Here is a 21,310-nt window from a genome sequence, read left to right as displayed (position 1 = left end):
GTCGTAGCGCACGATGTCCGGCCTGCACCCTCTACGCGTCGGCAGGCCAGCGCTACGTAGCGCTGGCCCCACCTCAGCGGCCGAAACCTGGGCGCTGCGCCAGCAGCCGGCGCAGCGAGACGTGACGGCCGGCGGTGGGGTGGACCGCCGGAACGTCGTCAGCGCTGCTGGTAGCGGCGGGCACGTGCCCAAGCCTGGCCGGAGCTGGGAATGCCGTCAGTTGATCCAGGTGACGCAGGCGCATGAACTGGGCATAGGTCGGTTCGATCTGAAAGACCTGGAATCGACGTTGATCACCCTGAGCAGGGCGGGCCTTGAACAGGCGAGACCACCAGGTTCCGGATTGATCCTGGTGTCGCTGCAGGCTGTCCTGCGGGTATACCATGTCCAGCCACTCGCCCACCTCCGGGTGCATGCGCACCAGGTCGCGCGCCGCTGAGGTGTTGAGGGCTTGCAGCACCCCCTGGGCACGCAGCACATGGGCCATGTTGCGCACGCGCTGGGTCTGTGCGTCGATCGGGATGATCAGGAAGTCGCGATCGGTGACGGCCAGGTGGTAGGGCAGCAGTTCCATCGCGAAGCCGGCCTCGCGCTGGCGACAGTCGGGTTCGGGCGGCAGTGCCAGCGGCTCGAAGCCCGGGCGGCCGCGTGCACCGCGCCCACCCCCCGAGGCCATGGAGGGGGCCACCGGCGCCGAGGTCTCAGGGACCACGTAAAACAGGTTGCCCAGCCGTGTGGCGATGGTCAGCAGCAGCCGGCGCACCACGCCATGCGGGCGGCCCCCTTCGCGGGCTGCGCGCAGCCAGTCGATGACGTTGTCCGAGAACGGCGGGCGCCCCAGGCGGACCAGCAAGAGCGTGCTGATCGCCAGCGTGGTTTCTGCGATCGCGGCCAGCGTCATCGGCAGGGTCTCGATATTCCAGACGCCATTGGTCTTCAGCGCATGCGTCATCGCCTGGTCACCGGCGAACGAGCCGGCCTGGCCGAAGGTCAGTACCGATGCGACGGTGTTGATGCTGCGCAGCAGCGCACGCGTCACCACGTCGTTGCGGTCGCTCACGTCCACCGCCGGCTGCATGCGCGGCGGGGGCTGAACAGCGGCCAACGCGGTCAGCGCAAAGTGCGCGCGCTCGATCAGGACCAGGCGGCCACTGTCGCCGCAGTTGACGGTCTGACCGCCTCCGTAGGTGATGTTGCTGATGCGTTGGGACTCCAGCGTGCGCAGCGCGCCGGGTGCGTAGGAGCCACCGGCTGTGAGCAGCGCGGCGGCGTCCACGGCCGCATTGGCTTTCTCGTAGACGTCCTTGACGCCGGAGAAATCGCTGGGCTTGCCCAGGGCCACCAGCTCGTTGGTGCGCTCGCGCGCAGTGTCCAGCAGGGCCGACAAGTCCTTGGCCAGGGTGGCGGCGATCTGGCTGTCGTCCTTGCGCCAGAGCGTGACCGGGCCTTCGATACCTTGCGTGTTGACGCGGTTGGGGCAGCTGCCGCCCTTGGTCTTCTCGATCTCGGCTTTCCGGCCCGCATCCTCGGCCCAGGCCAGCATCGCGGCGTGAGCGGTCTCGGCCTGGCCGATCACGCGCTGCAGCTCGCGCTCCATCGGTCCCCGGATCTCGGTCAGTTGGCGCTTGGACGCCGGCGTCGCGAACATCGTGCTGTCCAGGTTGGCGGCCGTCAGGGCCGCGGTGATGGACACCACCAGCAGGGCGCCGGCACCGAACATCGCGGCCTCCAGGTAGGCACGGCGCATGATGGCGTGGGCCAGGCCCTCGAGCAGCACATGCAGCAGACCCACCAGCACCAGCGCAATGCCGGCGGCGGCGAACACGATCATGTAGGCATTCAGCGCGAAGGCCACGCTGGCCATCAGGATCAGCAAAGAGACGAGGTGCAGGATGCGCAGCGGCGTGAACTGGGCAGTCATGGAAGGCTCCTGGTGAGTGGTTCGGCCGGGCGCACCCTGCGCCCGGCCTGTGGGTCATTGAAGTGGAGGCTGGCCGATGTCCACCGACAAAGGCCGGCACGTTCGGGACACAGCGGTTGTCGCGCGTGCGCTCATGCGGCGTCCTGGCGCGGATCGGCCGGATCAGTAGTCGGCACCGGCTCGAATCGGTGGCTGTCCGCATGCATGCGCATCAGCTGGCCCTTGACCATGACGCCCAGCACCAGGTCCAGCGGCTCGCGGAACGTCGGCGTGCCGGCATTGGCGCTGGGGTCGTGCACAGGTGGGTCCAGCACCTCCAGCACGACCGCCAGTTGGCCTTGGCCGGGGCACAGGCGGTTGCGCATGCGGGGCTTCCAGCGCACGGTCATGCCGGGCTCGAAGTGGTGCGTGGTGGACAGCGTGGCCTGCAGTGACTGCAACTGCTGCGCCACCTGGCTGCGCGCCTGGCGCAGCGGCACCTTGGCGAACCGGGCCGAGTGGTAGTGGTAGATCAGGAAGTCGCCGTCCTCATCGATCACGCCCAGGCGCAGGTCCAGCGGTTCAAGCCAATTGGGCGTGCCGGCATCGACGCCCGCGCCTTGCAGCAGCACGGGCTGCGGCAGCACCTCAACCACCACCGCCAGTTCGTCTGCGGTCGGGCAGGTGCGGTTGGCCAGGCACAAGCCCGTGGCGCTGCGCTTCCAGCGCACCAGATCCCCGGGCTGCAGGGCCTGCGGCTGGGCCAGGGCCCGCCAGGCCTGCACCAGGGCGTCGGCGTCGGACGTGCCCGCGCCGTCGCCGCAGGCGCTGTCGGTGTCGTCATGGGTGTCGTCATCGGTATCGGCGGGCGGTTCACCCAGACGGGCCAGCAGACGGCGAAGATCAGCATGCATGGTGTGCTCCTGAACAGGGGGTGGTGGATGGTTCAGCGGGCGGTGAAGCCCATGGGCGCGCGAGCGCCGCCCTCGGTCGAGATCACGGCCAGGTGCACCGGGATCTGGCGGCCTTCGGTGTCGGTGAAGGCGCCGCCGCGCAGATCGGACAGCAGGCGTCGGCCACTGGCGCCCTGCGCTGCGCCGCGCAGATGGACCGCCGCGAACGGCTGGTCCTGCAGGCGGTGGATCGGCCGGCGCTGGCCGTGGCCGATGTAGCCCGGCTCGGCGCCATAGACCTCGCGCTCGCTGAGCTCGGCGTCCAGCTCCACCACCTGGGTTTCCAGCAGCATGGCCAGGCGATCAGCCACCCGCCGGCCGACGCTGTCGCTGCCGGGCACCTCCACCATGCAGGCGGCGTGATCCGGCGACGGCGGCGCTGCGGCGCTGAACAGGGCCAGCAGGTGCGCGCAGGCCTGGGCCACGCCTCGCCTGACCACGGCGTCGTCGCCCTCGGCCACAGGACCACGCGCACCGGGCGTCCGTTGGCTCACGCGCAGGCGGCGCAGCAGGTCCTCGGGCAGGTGCGACAGCCGCGCGGCCGCCTGCGCCACATGGGCCCTGGCCAGCGGCTTGTCGGCCAGCTGGGCGATGGCCACGCTGCGCTCCAGCAGGTCGATCGCGGCATCGGGCATCGAACGGTGGCGCAGCAGGCGCCGCGCCAGCGCCACCACATGGCGCAGCACCGGGCGCAGTTGCGGCGGGGGTGTGTTCAGCTTCAGCCAGCGGGCGTGCGACTCGCAGGCGCGCAGCGCCGCGGCATCGCTCATCGGCCTGATGTAGATGGGGCTGAAGCGCCGCTCCATCGCCGCGTCGCGGGCGATGATCTGGTGGTACTCCTCCGCGGTGGTGGCCGCCAGCACGCGCAGGTCGCCGCGCGCCAGGTGCGGCTTGAGCCACTGCGCCAGGTCGTTCTGGCCGGCGCGGCCGCCCGCCCCCACCAGCGTGTGCAGCTCGTCGATGAACAGCAGCGTGCCCGGCGCCTCGGCCGCGCGCAGCACCATGCCCATGCGCTGCTCGACCGTGCCGTAGACGCCCGCCCCGGCCATGATCGCGCCCACATCCAGCTGCAGGATGCGCAGTCCACGCAGGTGCCCGGGCAGGCGCTCACCGTGCAGCGCACACAGCTGCGCCAGCCCTTCGGCCACGGCGGTCTTGCCGGCGCCGGCCGGGCCGATCAGCACCGCATTGGCCTTGCGCCGCTGCGAGGCCACCTCCAGCACCTGCAGGATCTCGGACTCGCGCCCCACCACCGGCGACAGCCGGCCCGATTGGGCCTGCGCCGTCAGGTCATGCAGGTAGGCCCCCAGCTCCGCCTGTTCCTCCTCACGGCCCGCCGCCAAGGCGGCGGCCAGCGATCGTGCAGCATTGGACATCGTCGACTCCCGTTGGGTGGGCCCTGCACCATCGGCAAGGCACGGGAGTCATGGTCGGCGCGTCAGGGCGACACGGGGCGACAAAGTACGGCAGTATGCAGGTACTGAGCCCCCAAGGGCCGGGCTACGCCCAGCCCGCCCCCCGCGGGCGACAAGGAAACCTGGGACGGCCCTGCGTTTCCTTGAGAGGCGCCATCAGGGCGCGCGCGCGACCCCGTGGAAAGTGACGGTCCGAAGGTCCTTCCAGGGCTCCAGGTTGTTGCCGGTGGGGGTTCGCAATCGGGCGCTCCCGGTCAGCTCCAGGTCGGCCTTGTCGTCCGGATCAAACGTCGCGTCCACAGCATAGCGGGCAGGCGAATCACCCTCCACGTAAAACGTCACGCGAAAGGTCTTGCCATCTCGCGTGCCCTCGACCAGGCCGCGTCGGCCATCGGACAGCACATAGCTGCCCTTCAGTGTGCGAGCCACATCCGTCAAGGTCATGGTCCCGGTGATGCCATCCAGATCGATGTTCCACACGCCCGTGAAGCTGCGGCGGGTCGGAAAACGCTCACCTGTGGAGCGCGCAATCTCCACCTGCAGGACGGTCTCGAAGGCCCGCCGTGAGCGGGTGGTCAGCGTGGCCTTGATCTCTGCCTTGCCAGAGGCCTGGGCAATGAACTCCAGCGGCTCCTGGGTGAGCTTGGTGGCGGCATCGATCTTCTTGGTCGTTTGCGCCAGTCGCTTGGGGTTTTCCGGGGCAGGCCGGAGCAAGCCCGCAGGCTGGGTGGTGATCTGCAGCACCCCTTCCGACAGCGGAACCGGCGAGCGGGGTTGGACCAGTACATCCACCGCCAGGGCCTCGCCCTCGACAGGATGGGCAGACTGGGTGATAAGCAGCACCTCGGCCTGTTCCTCCCACACCATGCCGTTGACCACTTCCTTCAGTGGCGTAAAGACGTAGGCGACCAGGCTGCCCACTGACGAGGCGACGGCCACCAGCACGGGCATCAGGATCGGCTTGAGGTCGATCAGCGGCTTGCGCTCATCGGCCGGTCGGGGTTCGGTGTGGGGTGCGTTCATGGCTCAAGATACAAGGCGTTGGGAACATAGTTGGGCACCCCGGAACCGCAATGCCTGTCCAGGGCAGGAACATACAGGTGTGCACCAGGCCCACCGTCCATCGCCAGTGCTTGCCGGAGCGCCTGCCCATCGGCCGAGCGGTAGCGCAGCAGCACATGTGAGAACTCGGCCAGACTGCCGGCCCGACCCGCCGGTTCGTGCAGCACGATGAAGTAGAGACGCCCCCTGTCATCCAGCGCCACCGCGCTGCGGTCGAACCTATCCTCGCCCGCCGTTCTGATGCCGTTGCGCCCTTGCTCTATCAGCAGTGGCTTGGACTGCAGGACTTGGGGGTAGGCCGACAGCGACCGAGCCTTGGACACAGGAACGATGGCTGCGCCCTGCGATCCCCAGGCCACGAAGCCGCCGCTGGTCCAGGGGTGGCGCGGCGAAAACTCGCGTCCCTCAGACTTGACCCATCCCATCGGGACCAACTCACCGCCCTTCCCTTTGCCGAAGAAGCCACCGGTCATGGCACCCAAGGCCTTGTCGCGGAACACGGACGGGAACAGTTGCCTGGGCGACTGGTTCTGGCGAATATCCTTGACGCGCAAGCGAGCCGAGCCCGCCTCCAGCACGCACAGCTCCACGCCATAGGTCGCGGACGCCGGGTCCGCGTCGCGGTAGGTCACGAACCTTGCGGCCGTTCGTCCGCCGTGGAGAACCTCCCGGTCCTGCCGGGTCTGTTGCAGCAGGCCGTCCAGCCGCTCGTCAGGCTGACCGGCCCCGCAAGCCCAGGACGCATGGAGCAGCAGACAAGCCCATGTGGCGATCTTCGACATTGGCGCCCCCTGTGGATGGATAGACCACGCTGTCACCCACAGCATGGCGCGCCACATTGTCCGGATGCAATGGGCCGCGTCGTCCCCAGAACTGCGGACGAGCTGCGGGACGAACCAGCGTGCAGTGAACACCCCTTCGCCGGCCGTGTGACCACGACAGGCGCTCCTCCCCCCGGCTGAATGCCAGCCGGTCAAGCCGCTGGCGGAGGCTCCCAGGTGATGGCCAGCGCCGTCATGCGCGGCAGCATCAACGGGGTCCCGGCGCTTGCCTCGCCCGGCGCTTTCTGGCCCTTCCGGCGCCACCAGCGCCAGGCGGCGTAAGTCCCGGTCGCCGCCGCCACACCGCCGGCCACCACTGGCCACACGGGCGCGGTCACCAGGCCCAGGGTCACTGCGGCGGCACCCAGGGTGTGCGAGCCAAGCACGGTGACCGAGCCCGCTGCCAGCGCGCCTCCGGCCACCACACCGCCCGCGGTGGCGGCGGCGATCGAGCCCATGGCCAAAGGACTGCGCGCCAGGTCCTGCATGGCCTCGTTGAGGTGGTCCACCAGGGTCTGCAGGCTGGACAGGACCTGCTGCGCCGCCACGCTGCCCAGATGCAGCACGCCATCGGCAAAGCGCGACACGGCGGCGCGCACCTGCGCATCGCTGGCGATGCGGCGGGCGCCATCCAGCAGCAGCGCCACGCCCACCACCACCAGCGAGCCCGGGCCGATGGCCTCGGCCAAGGACGGCGTTGCCTGCAGGTAGTCGGCCGCCAATCGCCCGGCACCGTAGCCAGCCAGGCCCATCAGCAGCGCGCCCCCGCCCATCAGCACCAGCGCGGGCACCGAGAAGGCGGTGCCCATCGCGGCCACGCCCACCGTTTGCAGCACCAGCCCCGGCAGGGTGCCCAGCGCCGCGCCCGCTGCGGCGCCAAACAGGCCTTGCTGCTGGCCGTCGCTGAGCACCGAGGCCACCAGTTGCTGACCCATCTCCACCGCACCACTTTGCACGCCCCAGGCCAGCAGGCTGGCGCCCAGTGCCATCTCCACCGCACCCAGTTGCCATTGGTGCTGAGCAGCCCATTGGCGGGCGTGGTCCAGCGCACGCTGCAGGCCAGCGCGGTCGTCGGGGTTCAGAGGGTGCTCGGTCATGGCGGGCGTTCCTGGGTGGGTGCGAAATGTTGCGGCGGATCAAGCCTGCTGCTGCACTGGCTCGGCGCAGGCGTCGATCAGGGCAGCGTGAAAGGCCTGGAAGCTTGGCGAGCGTTGGCGCGCGGGCTCCAGGTGCCGGCCCAGCTCCCGCGCGGCCTGGATCTTCGCCAAGCCCGCCTTGAAGTAGCCATGGCGCTGCAGCACCCGCTCAAAGGCCTCCCAGGTGCCGCCGGCGATCGCGTCCGGATCCCTGAACCCACGGCCTCTGGGAATGCCCGGGCTCACCCGCGGATAAGCCGCCTGCACCGCCTGCCAGTCACCAAAGTACCAGGCCTCCAGCTCCTCCACGGCGATGCGGTGGGCCACTTGCCAGTCGGCCGCACCGGCGGCCACAGCCTGGCTGCGGGACAGCAGACCGGCGCGGTCGCTCAACGCGTTCAGCCGCGCCTTCAGGGCTTGGCAGTCCTCATCGTCACGGTCCACCACCACGATCAGGCGCCAATCGCTGGGCAGGTACTGCGCATAGGCCCGCAGCCGGCTCTCCAGCTTGGCCAGCAGGTCGTCCTTGCCCTGGAAGGCACGGACCTGGAAGCTGCAGCCCTGCGGAAGGACGCGCGGCAACAACGCCTGCAGAAAGGCCTCCATCGAGGGCTCTTCCACCAGCAGAACCAAGTGCCTGGCCGCAGGCATGGCTCAGCCCCGGTGCAGCGGCAGCGAGGCGGCGCCCTGGTTCACCAGCGGATCCCCCACGCCGAAGTGACCCTCCATCCACAGGTGGCCGAGCAATGCGCCGTGCTGGATGAAGTCGCGCACACCCGGCAGGTCGGCAGCGCGCTCGGCCTGGGTGTAGCCGGCCTCGTCGCGCCACAGCACCCGCACCTCCTCGGCACGCAGGGCATTGAGGAAGAAGGGTGAGTGGGTGGTGACCATCAACTGGGTCTGCTCGGTGGACTGGCGGCACTCTTCCGCCAGCTCCGGCAGCAGCCGCGGGTGCAGAAAGTTCTCGGGCTCTTCAATGCCAATGAACGGCGGCGGCAAGGGGTCGTGCAACAACACCAGGTAGGCCAGCATCTTCAAGGTGCCGTCAGACGCAAACCGGGCCATCACCGGGTGGTTGAACGGCGCGTCCTTGATCTGCAGCAGCAGGCGGCCGTCGGCCATGGGCTCGGCCAGCACCCGCTCGACGCGTGGCACGCGCCGCCGCAGCGACTGGAAGATGGCCTCCAGCCGATCGCCATGGCGCTCGGCCAGGTGCTGGATGACGTTGGCCAGGTTGTCCCCACTGCGCGACAGCCGCTCCTGGGGCCCGGCCTCGGGCTGGCCGCGTGCGCTGTCGGCCGACAGGTAGGACACATGCCAGCCGGTGATGAAGTCGCGCAGCGCCGCCACCCGGGGGTGCTCGGCGAACTGCCCCAGGGCGTTGACGGCCAGCAGGTCCGACGATTTCAGCGGCACGTCGATGCGGCGGTCCTGCGCATCGGGCAACTCGCCACTGACCGCCTGGCCCCGCCCTTCGCGGTAGTCCAGAAAGCGAAACGGCTTGCCGCCACGGCCCCGCGTCCAGCGCAGCCACTCCTCCACCACCACCGGGGCGCCGTGGCGCTCGTCCACGGCCAGGTGGTAGGTGATCAGCGGGTAGCCTGGCTCGCGGTACTTGATCTCGATGGACAGCGGCCCCTCGCTGCCACGGGTCTTGAGTTCACGCGCGCGGCCGCGGCGGTCCCAGGCGCGGCGCAGGCCGGACTCGAAGCAATCAGACAGGAAGGCGAACACATCGAACACCGTGGACTTGCCGCTGCCGTTGGGGCCGAGCAGCACGGTCATCGGCGTGAGGTCCTTCAGTTCCACATCCCGCAGGGCCCGAAAGTTCTGCACCTTCAGGTACTCGATGCGGGCCGGACCGGCGGGCAACTGGCGGGGTGAAGTGGTCATGGCAGGCGAAGGCCGTCGTGTTGGAGCGCATTGTGCGCACAACCGGGCTGGCGCCCTGACACGATAGCAAGTTCCGGCGCGCCGGCCGGAGCTGACAGCTGCCATCCTGCTGCGGGTTGGTGCTGTGGGTGGGGTTGAGCGGCCTACATCGCGCTGTCCAGCCATAGGCGCACCAAGGCACGCAGACGCTGCGGCGTGACGGCCGCCTGGCCAGCGCCTTGCAAGGTGCTGCAGAAGGGACAGGCCCGCGGACGGCCGTCGTCCTCGGGCCGCCAGTCACGCACCTGCAGGCCACCTTGCGGCGTTTCCTGCAACTGCCGGAACAGGGCGCCACCGCCGGGGCGCAGCAGGTGCTGCTCCAGCAGGCGCTGGCCCAGGTGGGCGGCCAGGGCCGACCAGGACCGCAGAGAACCCTGGCGCTGCTGCCGAAAGTCCGCCGGCGTGGGCACCGGGCCGTCCAGTGCCAGTTGCTGCAGCAGCTCTGCCCGCTGCACATAGCCGCCCACACAGGCCAGGCAGCCGCTGCCGGCGGGCAGCAGGCGCAGGTCGGCCTCGGCACCCTGGGGCTGCACCCGGGTAGCCACGGCCAGCAGGCAGCGGTTGTGGGCCAGGGCCCAGGCGTTGGCCCACAGGCGGGCGGCGTCGTTGTCCACGCACACCAGCACCGCATCGGCCTGGGCGATCAGCGCGCCCGCCCGGGCGCTGGACACCGGCCAGGGCTGCAGGTCCAGCACCGCGCCGGGGCGCTGCAGGCCGCGCACGAAGCGCTGCAGCGCCTCCACCTTGGGTCGGCCCTCGCACAGCGGGGCCACATCGCCGTCTTCGTTGTGCGGCTCCATGTGGTCGGGCTCGATCACCGTGAGGCGCTGCACACCCAGGCGCACCAGGCCATGGGCGAAGACCGAACCGACGCGCCCCGCACCCACCAGCACAATGTGGCTGCGCTGCAGGTGGCGCAGCGGTGCGGCGCCGAAAGCGGCCAGGTGGCGGCTGTCGCGGCGGTCGTCGGGACCTGGGTCGGGCTCGTTGGCGTCGGGTTCGGGGTCGGGTTGCCGCCCAGTGGTGGCCGCCAGGTCCACCCGCTGCATGCCACCCCCGGGCAGATGCAACTGCGGCACCGGCACCCAGCGTGGCGCGCCAGCGCTGGCCGGTTGCCGGCCATGGCGAAACAGCAACGTGGCCTGGCCGTCCAGCCGCAGCCACAGCAGCACCAGCGCAGGGTTGATGGCCGCAGTGGCCAGCCGAAAGCCGGGGGCGTGCTGCAGCAGCCAGGCCTCACAGGCCGCATCGCCCTGCGGCGGCGGGGCACCGGGCGATGCCACGGCCACCAGCACCAGGCCGTGGGTCGGTGGCGGTTCGGGCGGGTGGCCGGGTTGCGGCGGCAGGGCGCGCAGGCGCTGTGTGCTCAGCGGCCCGGCCAGGGCCTGCAGGCCGCCGGGCGCGGGCTGCAGCACCAGCGGCGCATGGGCCAGCAGGGTGTGCGGCGGCTGGGCGGGGCGGGCCAGCGCCAGGTGCAACAGGGTGTCGAGCTGGGCCCTGGGCAGGCACAGTGCCGTGGGGGCCGGGTCGGGGTTGGGGGTTGGCAGCAAGGCGTTCGGGCGCACAGTGGAGGGTGCGCTGACCCGGGATGGAGGCGATATGCCATCGCCCTGCGGTCAGCGGCGCCATTGCACGACAAGGCTGCCGCGCAGTGCGCACAAAACGCGGCCATGAGCGCGTTCGCATCGTGGCCGGATGAATCCTCGGTGTGACGAGCTGTGGGCGCGCTCCTCCGGCCCATCCACTGACCGCCTCTGGTACAGCAAACTCGCCGGGTCAGCAGGCCAAGGCTGCAGGTGTTCAGGGTTCCGGATGGGGAGGCCAGGCGCGCACTAGGCGCAACCCTAAGCTGACGTTCTGGAAACTGGGGTAGTGGTGATTGCGGTACGAGGCGCGACACTGATCAGCAGTGATGTTGAAGGCCCCGCCCCTGAGGGATCGGTCGCTCTGTCGATCGTCAAGCTCGGCAGCTTTCTGGGCCTCGAGCCTCAATCGATGTTCATTCCAACCGTACCTACGCTGTTCAAAGCCGCAAACGTTTGAGCACCATTCCCAGGTGTTGCCTTGAACATCGAACAGCCCCGCCGACGTTGACCCTAAGCTGTAGCAGCCGATCGGGGCGCTTCGGCCCTGGTAAAGGTCATGGTTGAAATCCAGCAAGCCGGGTGGCCGGGTGCCGATGCCGTGGGCCCAGCCTGGGAGCCGCGGGGGGCCACTCAAATCCGGCCCCTGCACCCCTGCTTCCCAAAGCACTTCGGTGGGCAGGGTCAAAGGTTGTCGCTCAGATTGGTCAAGCCCTCTTTGCAGCCAGGCCACAGCGTCCAGAGCATCGGCCCAGGCGGCATAGGCTATTGCTTCAAACACCGTAATGCCTACCACCGGCTGCAGAGGGTTCGTGTACCGCGCGTCGCCCCACCGCCAGGGTTGTCGCTGACGTCCACCGTTGTCACGCAGCCAGCCCTGTGCGGCGGGTCCTGCCGTCACCCACCAGGGGGCCTCCACCTCGTAACCGCCGCTGGCCATGAAGTGCTGCCACTCCTGCACGGACACGGCATAGCGGGCGGTCTGGAACCGCCGCAGCTCCACCGTCCAGGATGGGCGTTCGTCATCGTCGCCACCGCCATCACTGCCAATTCGGTAGGAGGTGCGTTTCGCATTGCCGGGCTGCCCGCGCCACAGCCAGTGCGGCGGTTTCAAGTACAGACCAGAAATCGGCCAGCCCTGCACAGTTCCCGACACATACTCATAGCGCAGGTTGTCGCCCAACTCACCCAGCAGCAGCCCCGCCTCGATGCGGTGCCGAATGTCGCGGCCCTGGCCGCTGCAGAAGTGCTGCCACTCCTGAGCCCAAAGCGCATCCAGTTCGTCGTCGAAGCCCGCCATGTGCTCGGCTAGAGCAGCCTGGGTGTCATCCTCACCCACCACGTTACCGGCCCGCAGCCGCTCTCGTACCTGCTTTCCCGCATCCATACTTCGCAACAGCAAAGTGCGGCGCAGGTGCTGCAGCTCACGTTGCGGTGCTCGGCCGCTCTTGCCAATGAAGGCGCCCTGAGGCTCCAGCTCGGACGCCGCCTCAATGCCTGCCCGCGCCGCCAACGGCAGGTTGCCGGCAAGCAGCAGGCACCGCAGCCAAGCAGCGCGCTCATGGGACAGCGCCACAGCTACGGCCATGCACACCCGTTCGTGGTGCGGCGTGACCTGGGGCAGGTCGAAGCTGACGCGCCACGACTTCAGGCTGTCGGCCAGCGCCTGCTCGGTGGGCGGCTCCAGGTCGGGCGGATGCAGCTTGGGCAGGCGATCGCGCTGCAGGCCCAGCGCGGCAAACAGTTCCTGGAACTGCGGGTGTACAAAGCGGAACTGCCACTGCCTGGTGGGCCGGTCCATCGTGGCGTAGGCCAGACCGGTAGCACGCACGGCCTGCCACCAGCCTTGCGCGTCAGGCCCGGCCAGCGCGTCGAAGACCTTGTCGAGCGGCAGCACGGTGGTGCGGCCACCTTGGTCGTCCTGCATGGCATCGGCCACGCGGGCCAGGCCTTGCAGCAGGCCACCGGGGTGGGGCGGCAGGCGCCAGTCGTCCAGCGTGTGCAGGTCCTGCAGCCATTGCCGCATGCTCTGCGGCAGCCAGGCCTCGGGCTGCAGCTCGTCGCGGTGCTGGCTGCGGTGCAGGCTGTACGCCACCAGGGCCAGCAGCAGCTCGGCGCGGCGCTCGGGCAGGCGGCGGCCGGGCCAGGTCTGGATCAGCGTGCATTGGGCCGACAGGATGCCCGGCGTGGCGCAGAAGCTGGCCATGCTGTTCAGCGGCTGGCGGTCCAGTTGCGCAGCGTCGGCCGTGGCCGACAGGCCCAGCACCTGCAGCAGCTGGGCGGCAGGGCTGCCGGCGGCGGGCTCAGTGCCGGGGTGCAGACCGGGCGCCAAGCGGTCCAGCAGGTAGCTGCGCATGTCACTGGGGCGCCAGGTGAGCAGGTCCACGCGCCGGGGCTGCCAATGGCCCACGTCCAGCGTGCCGGCCCGCTCCTGTTCGCGCACGGTGAACACTGGCGGCAGGGCGCCGGCGCGGCCGGGCGCGGCCAGCCAGGTGCACAAGGCGCGCTCGATGCGGCGCCGCTCTTCCGGCGTGGGGGCCTGCAGTTCGTCCAGCGCGTCAAACAGCAGGCGCAGACGCGGTGGCGCTTCATCCGGCGAGGTGGGCTCGCCGCGCAAGAGCTGGTCAATCGGCGGCAGGCCGGGGGCGTGGCCCTGCATCCAGGCCAGCAGGCGCTCTTCAAAGCTGCCACGGCCGTCGCGCAGCGCCTGGGCCAGCGTGCCCACCGGTAGCAGCAGGCAGATCTCGTCGCCCCAACTTCGCCCGTCCTGGTGGTGCTGGCGCAGGGCGTTGCGGGCGCAGCGCATCTCCCATTCGCACAGCAGCGTGGTCTTGCCGGCGTAGGGCGCAGCCTCGATGGACCAGGCGCAGGCGTCGCGGAACTCGTCGTCCTGCAGCAGCGTGGCCAGGTCGCGGCGCAGGTGGGGGTCTTCATCGCGCGGCAGCTCGGGCGGGGGCCCAGCCGCCGTGTCGCGACGGGCCTGCTTGTCGCGCAGGTGCAGGTGCACGAAGTGGCGGTGCAGGCGCACCGGTGGGCCCAGCGGCTGGTGCTCGCCGGCCGCATGCACCGCATAGCGCCACAGCAGGTAGCCGCGGAGGCTGGTGGGCGAGGTGCCGGCCGCCACGCTCTTCAGCAACTGCGGGTCCAGCGCGGCCTCGTCGGCGTGCGGGTCCACCAGCTGGGCATGCAGCAGGCGCGCGGCGGGTGACAGGTCGCTGGTGTCGTCGGCCACGCGCTGCACCAGCTCACCCAGGTGCTGCACCGGCGGGTGCCAGCGGTCCACGCCCACGCCGTCCTGTCCCTGGGCGTAATAGTGGCAGCGGATGCCGTACTGCGGCGACACATCAACCGTCACGCCCAGCTTGTGGGTGACGCCCCCCACCGGCCGCAGCGGCGGCCACGGGGTGGCGGCGCCGGGCGCTGGCCAGTCGCCCAGCGCGGCCGAGACAATGGCGCGGGTGGGTTGGCAGTCGTACAGCGCGGCCTTCAGCTGGGCCAGCTCGGCGGCGTGGCCGGCCAGGAGCTCGGGCAGCAGGTCGTGCTGCGGGTCACGCACATGGTCGCGCAGCAGCACCAGGCAGCCCAGGGACAGCGTGGCGGTGGCCGACGGGCCCAGCAGCGCCGGCAGCGGGTGCGGCGCATGCTTGGCGCCCAGTTCCTTCAGCGGCCGCATGCACCACGACACGGCCGGTGCACCCGGGCGCAGCAGGATGTCCAGCAGCGCCTGCACGCGGGTCAGGCCCTCGGCAAACTGTTCATCCAGCGGCACCAGGGCGGCCATGGGGGCGCGCACCAGGCGGCCGGCGTCGGCGGGCCTCTGCGCCGGGGCCTCGTCGTGGCGCCACAACTGGACCTCGGTCAAGGCACCATAGCCATGGCTGCGCAGCAGGGCCGAGACCACTGGCTGCACAAAGCGCAGCCGCGGCGGCGGTACGGTGCCGGCATCCAGCGCGGCGCGCAGCAGGTCTTCCTCCAGGCAGACTGGCGCAAAGCCCTGCAACTGGCTGCGGCCTATGCCTTCGTCCTGCTGCAGGCCAAAGGCCGCCAGCTGCGCCACCCGCGCGGGCGACAGGGGGCGGTGGGTCAGTGACGGCTGGCCCCAGCCGGGCAGCCACAGCGTATCCACCTTCAGCTGGCGGCTGGTGATGTGTCCACGCAGCCAGGCGGCTTCGCCGCTGCCGGGTGCCGTGCCCTGCCCCAGCATCAGGCAGCGGCACAGGTGCAGCCAGTACGGCCAGGGCGCGGTGTCGGCATCGGGCAGGAACAGCCAGTCGGCCGGCAAGGGCTGCACGGCCTCAGGCGCAGTCGGTTGGCGCTGGGCCTCGTCCAGTTGCTGGAACAGGCGCTGAAGAGCAGGCTGCAGGGACTCGTCGGACTCGGACATCGACAACCAGGGCGTGGGCAGGCAGGGCTGGCACGATCTTGCCATGGCCGACGCGGCGCCCGGCTGTGGCAGCATGGACCTTGCCCGCCACCGCCTACCCGCGCTTCAGCCCATGCGCTACACCCTGCTGGCCGACGAGTTGTCGGCGATGGACCTTGCCGTTGCAGCCCTGCATGATCAGGCCGCCGGCGGCCACACACCGCTGAGCGCAGCCCTGCTGCGCAGCACGCACCTGCGCGACTGGCCGCAGTGGCTGCTGCTGTGCCACCGCATGCTGGTGGGGCGCAGCTTCCAGGCCGAGGGCACCCGGGCTGCACTGTCCCGTGTGCTGTGCTTGCAGCGCCTGGCCTTTGACAGCGGCACCCACTCCGACACCGCACCAGGCAGCCCGGCCCTGCCCGCCCTCAGCCCGGCGCGCGCCGCAGCCCTGGCCGCCGGTTGCGCTGCCGACGAGCTGCCCGGCGCCGCCCAACCGGCCACGCTGGACGAAGCTCTGCTGCAGGACCTGTACACCGGCCACTGGCCGCCGCCGCGGGCCGACACGCTGGACCTGGTGCAACTGCTGGTGAGCGCCTGGACAGGCGCCCTCCACAGCGGCCGCCTGGCCCGGCTGCAACTGTGGGCCTTGCCGCTGCGGGCCGATAGCCTGCAGCCCGCCCAGCCCAGCCTGGTGCGCGCCCCGGGTGCACTGCTGCTGCCGGTGGACGACAACTTTGCCGAAGGCGTGCACCGCGTGCAGCGCCTGCTGCGCCGGGTGCTGCAGCCCGGAGCGCCCAGCGTGGCCTGGAACCTGCGCCCGCTGCCTTCGGGCGACCTGCCCCACCCGCCCGCGCTGGAACACTTGAGCGGCCCGTCGGCCACCGCCACCCTGGCTTATGGCGCGCTGTACCTGCTGCGCGACCACCTGCGGCCCGAGTTTGCCGAGTTGGCCGACCAGCTCTACGACAGCGAGCCCGCCGAGTTGACCATCACCGCCGGCCTGGACGGCCCGCTGGAAGACATGGCGCCTGACGCGCCCGTCCAATGGCCTTGCCTGCACCGTGTGGGCGGCGTGGACGACAAGCTCGCCGCGCTGGATCAACTGCCCACCGGCCGCCACATCAGCCACCGCTATGTGGCGCATGACCAGCACAGCAACGCCGCCGAGCTGCCCGCCACCAAGCCCGTGGACCTGGCCGCACTGGTGGTCCGCATTGCCGACGAATGCAACGGCGGGCTGGATGCCGACGCCCGCACCCTGCACCGCCACCTGTCCACCCGCAGCGAGCCCTTCACCGACATGGACCTGCTGGAACGCGTGGCCCGCTGCCGCGACAAACCCACCAGCATCAAGGCCTTCCTGGTGTGGCGCCATGCCAAGCGCGCCAGCGGCAGCCACAGCGCCTTTGGCGACCCGGTGCGCCTGGACCAGCACTACCAGCGCCTGCAGCTGAAGGCACCCGACACCTACCGCGACCAGGCGGACGACGCCGCCCGCCGGGCCCTGGCCGACCAGCCGCTGGAACTGCGCCACCTGCTGCACGATGACCCCTACCAGCGCGAGCCGGCCTGGTGCATCGAGTCGCCCCCCTTCTGCGGCAAGACCACGCTGCTGGCCGCCCGCGAGTGCGACACCGCGCGCCAGGCGCTGCAGCGCCGCCGCCGCGGCGAGCCCTGGGGCGAGGTCAGCGTCTTCCTGCCGATGCGCGCGTTTCAGCCACCGGCCTTGCCGCACCAGCCCGACGCGGCAGCCCGGCAGGCCGTGATCGACGCCTTCATCGCCTTCATCCACAGCCACAGCCCCGGCCTGCCGCCCTTGGGCGAGGCCCTGCAGCAGCCTGCCGCCGAATGCCCGCTGCGCTGGCGCTTGCTGATTGACGCCCTGAATGAGCTGCCCACAGCCGGCATGGACCAGCGCCGCGCCGTGATGGCGTTGATCTGCACCTGGCTGCAGCAGCACCAGGGCTTGCTGCTTCCGCCGGTCTTCACCGTGCGCGAGCTGGAAAACGGGCTGGACCTGGTGTCGCAGGCCGACCCGCAATGGCGCGCCCAGCGAGCCGTGCTGCAACCCTGGCGGCGCAGCGACTGGCACGAGTACATCCAGCGCCGCGACCTGGACGCCACCGCCGCCCAGCGCCTGCATGATTCCCTGCGCCTGGACCTGGACGACGCGCACGGCCATGCCGACGACACGCCCTTCGAGCGCTTCTGTCGCAGCCCCGGCATCATGGCCGCACAGTGCACGCTGCTGCGCCGCTGGCCCGACCTGCTGCCACCGCGCCAGCGCGGCACGCTGTTCCTGGCACTGCTGTGGCACTGCCTGGACGAACGCGGCGGCCAGCTGCCCGAGTGGCTGCTGCCCAGCCGCCTGCGCGGCACGCGTGCGCTGGAAGAGGCGCGCAAGCGGAACTGGCGGCTGCCCGCCCAGCCGGGCACGCTGATCGACCAGTTGCGCCGCCAGGCCGACGCCATGCAGGACGCGAAGAGCCAGCCCCTGGTGGAAGCACCGGCCGACACCGCCCCGCCGGGCCTGCAGGGCGAGCAGGCTGAAGCCTGGCGCCAGGCCGTCACCACCCTGGGCCTGGCGGCCGAGACCTTCGACGGCCACTTCGCCTTTGTGCACCAGCAGTGGCTGGAGTTCTTTGCGGCGCTGGGCTGCGGGCTGGAGCGCCCAGACCTGCCCGACCTGACCCCACCCGCCTTGGATCCTCCGGACGAGGCGGGCTTGGTGAGGCACCTGGAGACGGTCGAACGCGCCAGGATCCAGATGCCCGCGGTGACGCCGCAGCAGGAGCGCATGCGCTTCGTCGTGGAAATGGCCAGCGACCGGGCGGCCTGGCTGCGCCGCTTACTGCGTGAAGACAACCTGGCGCTGGCAGCCCGCGTGGCGGTGGATGTACGCAATGACCTGGAACCCCAAGGCGCCTTCATCGGCAAGAGTGGCCAGCCGCCGAACTGTGAACTGCAACACCTGCGCCGGGTGCTGCTGTTGCGCAGCATGGACGCTGGCGAGCGGGTTCATCAGCGGCTGCGCGCCGGTTGCGTGGTGGGCGAGGATGACACCCAGGCAGCGCTGGCCAAGCACATGGCGGGCTTTGGTGAGGAACTGGATGCGCACAGGGCGCAGGAGTGGCAGTACTTCCTGGGCGGAAAGGGCCGCGACATCCGCCACCGCATTGAGGCCGGGCTGCTGCTGGGCGAACTGGCCGACAACCTGCGCTACGAATACGTGTCGGGCGAGGTGGATGGCTGGCCCATCGCAGGCCTGCGCCTGAAGCAGCCGCACTGGCTGTGCTGCGGCCAGCCCGGCAGCAAAGAGCTCACCGCCTACCGCATCGGCAGCGACAGCGGCGGGCAAGAGTGGGAACGCCCAACCTGGACGGTGGACCTGAAGCCCTTCCAGACGGCCCGCTATGCCGTTACGGTACAGGAATGGCAGCAATTCTTGGCCGGCGGCGGCTATGAGATGGAAGCCCCTTGGTGGGTGAAGGCCGGTCAGGCTGCTCAGGGCTGGCTGCGCGACAACGGCGGCCTCCAGAAAGAGCCCTGGCTTTGGGACAACCCGCGCTTCACCAACCCGCTGCAGCCGATGGTGGGCATCACGGCGCATGAAGCCCTGGCCTATGCCGCGTGGGCCGATGCGCTGGACGCGGTGGCCTGGCAGCAGCAGGGCCGGAAAGTGGCCGAGAGGCCCCCGCTGGCCGTGCCCACCGAAGTGCTGTGGGAAGCCGCGGTGCAGGGCCCGGACCTGCAAGGCGCCCCACGTGCCGCCGGCTGGGCCCACGGCAGCGGCACCCGCTCGCCCGGTCCGCTGGACTTCAACCACGACATGCACCTGGGCACCACCGCCCCGGTGGGCAGCCACAGCCTGGGGGCCACGCCGACGGGGCTCTTCGATGCACAGGGCAACACCTGGGAGTGGTGCTCGAACGTGCTCAGCGATGAGCAGCGCAAGGGCGGGTGGCGCGAAGAGCGCTGGCAACGGGCGGCGCAGGTGCCTGCCAAAGTCGACGATCAAAGGAGTTGGCGAGCCCTGCGGGGCGGGGCGTTCGGCAGCACGGCTGCACAGTGCCGCGCCTCGTTCCGCGACCACGACCACCCCAACAGCCTCAGCAGCTTCTTCGGGGTGCGTGTCGTGCGTGTGTGGCCGCCCCATTCAGAACACTGAACACCAGCAGAGGTGGCGTGCCTACCCGGTAGGTTGAACGCGCCAGCGGTGGCCTGCGGACTGGCGCGCGAAGCGCGCCAGCGAAAATTTTTCTGAAAGGGGTCACCCCGTACCCCGCGCCCCAACGCAACGCCTGCTTCGCCGCCTTTTGTGGCCCCTGGCCGCACGCCAGCGCGTGCAATGCAGTCTTCATCCACTGAACGGAGCTGCACCATGCACACCCCCTTGCTTGACTTGCCCACCACCACGCCAGCCACCACGCCAGCGGCAGCGCCCGCGCCCACTGCGGCTGAAGCGCCACCGCCCCCGCTGGTCGCGCTGATCCAGGCCGCCGCCGATCAACAGCGCCGCCGCGCCGAGCAGGCCGCCGCCGCAGCCGCCGCCCGCGCGCTGCAAGCCCGCAGCGCCCACGACTGACGCGCTGCGGCCGCGCCGGTCCCACCGGGTCCCTCGCATGGGGCCGGCGCGGCCGCGCCCAGCGAGCCACCTCCCATGCCACTTCACCTGACCCTGGCGTCTGCCCCCGACGCCGCCCTGCCCTTGCAACTGACGCTGCCGCGCCCGCTGCTGGACCAGCAGCTTCAGCGCCCCTGGCCGGCGCCGTCCAGCGCGCCGGCCAGCGCCCTCGGCACGCTGGCCCACGGCCCGCTGACCCTGCACGCGCTGGGCAGCCAGGTGCAGGCGCTGATACCGCGGCTGCACAGCGGCCCGCCGCAGCGCTTGCCGGTGCAGGCCTGCCGCGGGCCGGCCACGCAGCGTGCGTGGCACGATGCGCCCAGCGGCCTGGCGCTGCTCTACCGCAGCGCCCACGGCGAGGCCTGCCCCGCCACGCCTGCGGCCTGGGATGTGTGGCTGGCGCGCAGCGCGCCGGAACACCGCCTGGCCTGCGCCGCCCTGGTGCCTGACATCGCGGTGCTGTGGCTGCAGCCCGACGGCAGCCTGCACGCCTGGCTGCGCACCGGCGACGCCTGGGCCGCCCTGCAGGGCCAGCCGGGGGCGCGCTCCGCCTGGCACCCGGTGGCCCATGTGGCACTGCCCGGCGCCGGCATGCTGGACAGCCGCCGCGACGCGGCCGAGCCCCTGCCTGACGACACGCCACTGCGCCACAGCCGCCTAGGCGCCGCCCTGGGCGCGCCGGTGCTGAGCCGGCTGCAGCGCAGCCGCTGGATGGTGGTGGGCTGCGACACCGTGGGCTCCCTGCTGGCCCACAGCCTGGCGCGCATGGGCGTGAACCTGCAGCTGCTGGACCCGGCCCCCATGAGCGCCAGCAGCCTGCTGGCCGACCTGCCGCCGCTGCACGAAGGCCAGCCCAAGCCGGTGGCGCTGCAGCACCAACTGCGCGGCCTGCTGCGCCCCGGCGCGCGCTGCGATGCCCGCGCCCTCAGCGTGGCCAGCCCCGCCGCCGGCAGCCTGCTGGCCGGCGCCGACGGCCTGCTGTGCTGCACCACGGACCCGCAGGCCCGGCGCTGGGCCAATGCCTGGTCGCAAGCGCTGCTGAAACCGCTGCTGGCCGTGCGCACCCAGGCCGGCCCGCAGGGCTTTGATGCCGAGCTTCAACTGGTGCTGCCCGGCGCCGGCTGCCTGGTCTGCGGCGCGGGCGGGCCCGACCCCGCCGCCCCCCTGCACAGCGCGCACCAGGCCAGCGCCCGCAGCTGGCAAGGCGTGGCCGCCCACGCCGCGCTGCGCCTGCTTGAGCACCTGTACGCCGGCCGGGTGGCCGTACCGCTGCGGCGGCGCCTGAGCGAAACCCCCGACGGCGGGCTGCAGGTGCTGGACCATGACGTTCGCGCTGCAGCGCGAATGGACTGCCCCGTCTGCCACACCCTGGTGGGCGCCGGTCCCGCGGCCGTGCAGGCCACCATGAACGCCACGGCCACACGGCGTGCGGCTTGACGGTGCGGCCACGGCACACCGCTGCGCCCACCACGCAACATGGCAGATGACGCATGCAGGCAGCCCGGCACAGCCACCCGTCGC

13 protein-coding genes are annotated in these 21,310 nt (G+C 71.0%); 3 read left to right on the top strand and 10 right to left on the bottom strand.

Going from position 1 to position 21,310, the window contains the following annotated elements:
* Positions 1–73: 73 nt before the first annotated feature.
* From KAK07_RS02730 to KAK07_RS02685, 10 genes are all read right to left on the bottom strand, one after another.
* On the bottom strand, positions 74–1,921 hold the full coding sequence (locus KAK07_RS02730; protein WP_210858912.1) for a hypothetical protein: 1,848 nt from the start codon (positions 1,919–1,921) through the stop codon (positions 74–76).
* A gap of 131 nt (positions 1,922–2,052) precedes the next feature.
* On the bottom strand, positions 2,053–2,814 hold the full coding sequence (locus tag KAK07_RS02725; protein ID WP_210858910.1) for a hypothetical protein: 762 nt from the start codon (positions 2,812–2,814) through the stop codon (positions 2,053–2,055).
* Between the two features lie 32 nt (positions 2,815–2,846).
* A complete protein-coding gene (locus KAK07_RS02720; RefSeq protein ID WP_210858908.1) occupies positions 2,847–4,229 on the bottom strand; it encodes an AAA family ATPase in 1,383 nt (460 codons plus the stop codon).
* Positions 4,230–4,424: 195 nt separating this feature from the next.
* Positions 4,425–5,291, bottom strand: a complete 867-nt coding sequence (locus KAK07_RS02715) for a hypothetical protein (protein ID WP_210858906.1) — start codon at positions 5,289–5,291, stop codon at positions 4,425–4,427.
* Positions 5,288–6,112, bottom strand: coding sequence for a phosphodiester glycosidase family protein (locus KAK07_RS02710; RefSeq protein ID WP_210858904.1), 825 nt, complete (start codon positions 6,110–6,112; stop codon positions 5,288–5,290). Before KAK07_RS02710 ends, KAK07_RS02715 begins: the two co-directional genes overlap by 4 nt.
* Before the next feature lie 191 nt (positions 6,113–6,303).
* Complete coding sequence (locus KAK07_RS02705) at positions 6,304–7,248, bottom strand: hypothetical protein (protein WP_210858902.1); 945 nt, start codon at positions 7,246–7,248, stop codon at positions 6,304–6,306.
* A gap of 39 nt (positions 7,249–7,287) precedes the next feature.
* The gene (locus KAK07_RS02700; protein WP_210858900.1) at positions 7,288–7,938 is read right to left on the bottom strand and encodes a DUF4276 family protein; all 651 of its coding nucleotides are present in this window, start codon (positions 7,936–7,938) and stop codon (positions 7,288–7,290) included.
* Positions 7,939–7,941: 3 nt separating this feature from the next.
* Positions 7,942–9,180: an AAA family ATPase gene (locus tag KAK07_RS02695; protein WP_210858898.1), complete on the bottom strand. Its 1,239-nt coding sequence runs from the start codon at positions 9,178–9,180 to the stop codon at positions 7,942–7,944.
* Between the two features lie 143 nt (positions 9,181–9,323).
* A complete protein-coding gene (locus KAK07_RS02690; RefSeq protein WP_210858896.1) occupies positions 9,324–10,769 on the bottom strand; it encodes a ThiF family adenylyltransferase in 1,446 nt (481 codons plus the stop codon).
* A gap of 250 nt (positions 10,770–11,019) precedes the next feature.
* Positions 11,020–15,186 carry an SUMF1/EgtB/PvdO family nonheme iron enzyme gene (locus KAK07_RS02685; RefSeq protein ID WP_210858894.1) on the bottom strand — a complete coding sequence of 1,389 codons (4,167 nt, stop codon included), beginning with the start codon at positions 15,184–15,186 and terminating at the stop codon, positions 11,020–11,022.
* Positions 15,187–15,298: 112 nt separating this feature from the next.
* On the opposite strand from KAK07_RS02685, the gene KAK07_RS02680 reads away from it, so the two are divergent.
* The 3 genes from KAK07_RS02680 (at position 15,299) to KAK07_RS02670 (ending at position 21,226) form a co-directional block, all read left to right on the top strand.
* Complete coding sequence (locus KAK07_RS02680) at positions 15,299–19,333, top strand: SUMF1/EgtB/PvdO family nonheme iron enzyme (protein WP_210858884.1); 4,035 nt, start codon at positions 15,299–15,301, stop codon at positions 19,331–19,333.
* Between the two features lie 213 nt (positions 19,334–19,546).
* Entirely contained in the window at positions 19,547–19,750 is a 204-nt protein-coding gene (locus KAK07_RS02675) for a hypothetical protein (protein WP_210858883.1), read from the top strand.
* 75 nt (positions 19,751–19,825) lie between these two features.
* On the top strand, positions 19,826–21,226 hold the full coding sequence (locus KAK07_RS02670; RefSeq protein ID WP_210858881.1) for a ThiF family adenylyltransferase: 1,401 nt from the start codon (positions 19,826–19,828) through the stop codon (positions 21,224–21,226).
* The last annotated feature ends 84 nt before the right edge of the window (positions 21,227–21,310 follow it).

This window comes from Ideonella alba (genome assembly GCF_018069875.1).
GTDB classification, from domain to species: domain Bacteria; phylum Pseudomonadota; class Gammaproteobacteria; order Burkholderiales; family Burkholderiaceae_C; genus Ideonella; species Ideonella alba.
The sequence above is the reverse complement of the archived record's forward strand: the minus strand, read 5'-3'. Positions and strand labels throughout refer to the sequence as shown.

Coding starts and splice junctions, on each gene's coding strand:
- KAK07_RS02730 (WP_210858912.1), bottom strand. CDS start 1,921: ATGACTGCCCAGTTCACGCCGCTGCGCATCCTGCACCTCGTCTCTTTG.
- KAK07_RS02725 (WP_210858910.1), bottom strand. CDS start 2,814: ATGCATGCTGATCTTCGCCGTCTGCTGGCCCGTCTGGGTGAACCGCCC.
- KAK07_RS02720 (WP_210858908.1), bottom strand. CDS start 4,229: ATGTCCAATGCTGCACGATCGCTGGCCGCCGCCTTGGCGGCGGGCCGT.
- KAK07_RS02715 (WP_210858906.1), bottom strand. CDS start 5,291: ATGAACGCACCCCACACCGAACCCCGACCGGCCGATGAGCGCAAGCCG.
- KAK07_RS02710 (WP_210858904.1), bottom strand. CDS start 6,112: ATGTCGAAGATCGCCACATGGGCTTGTCTGCTGCTCCATGCGTCCTGG.
- KAK07_RS02705 (WP_210858902.1), bottom strand. CDS start 7,248: ATGACCGAGCACCCTCTGAACCCCGACGACCGCGCTGGCCTGCAGCGT.
- KAK07_RS02700 (WP_210858900.1), bottom strand. CDS start 7,938: ATGCCTGCGGCCAGGCACTTGGTTCTGCTGGTGGAAGAGCCCTCGATG.
- KAK07_RS02695 (WP_210858898.1), bottom strand. CDS start 9,180: ATGACCACTTCACCCCGCCAGTTGCCCGCCGGTCCGGCCCGCATCGAG.
- KAK07_RS02685 (WP_210858894.1), bottom strand. CDS start 15,186: ATGTCCGAGTCCGACGAGTCCCTGCAGCCTGCTCTTCAGCGCCTGTTC.
- KAK07_RS02680 (WP_210858884.1), top strand. CDS start 15,299: ATGCGCTACACCCTGCTGGCCGACGAGTTGTCGGCGATGGACCTTGCC.
- KAK07_RS02675 (WP_210858883.1), top strand. CDS start 19,547: ATGCACACCCCCTTGCTTGACTTGCCCACCACCACGCCAGCCACCACG.
- KAK07_RS02670 (WP_210858881.1), top strand. CDS start 19,826: ATGCCACTTCACCTGACCCTGGCGTCTGCCCCCGACGCCGCCCTGCCC.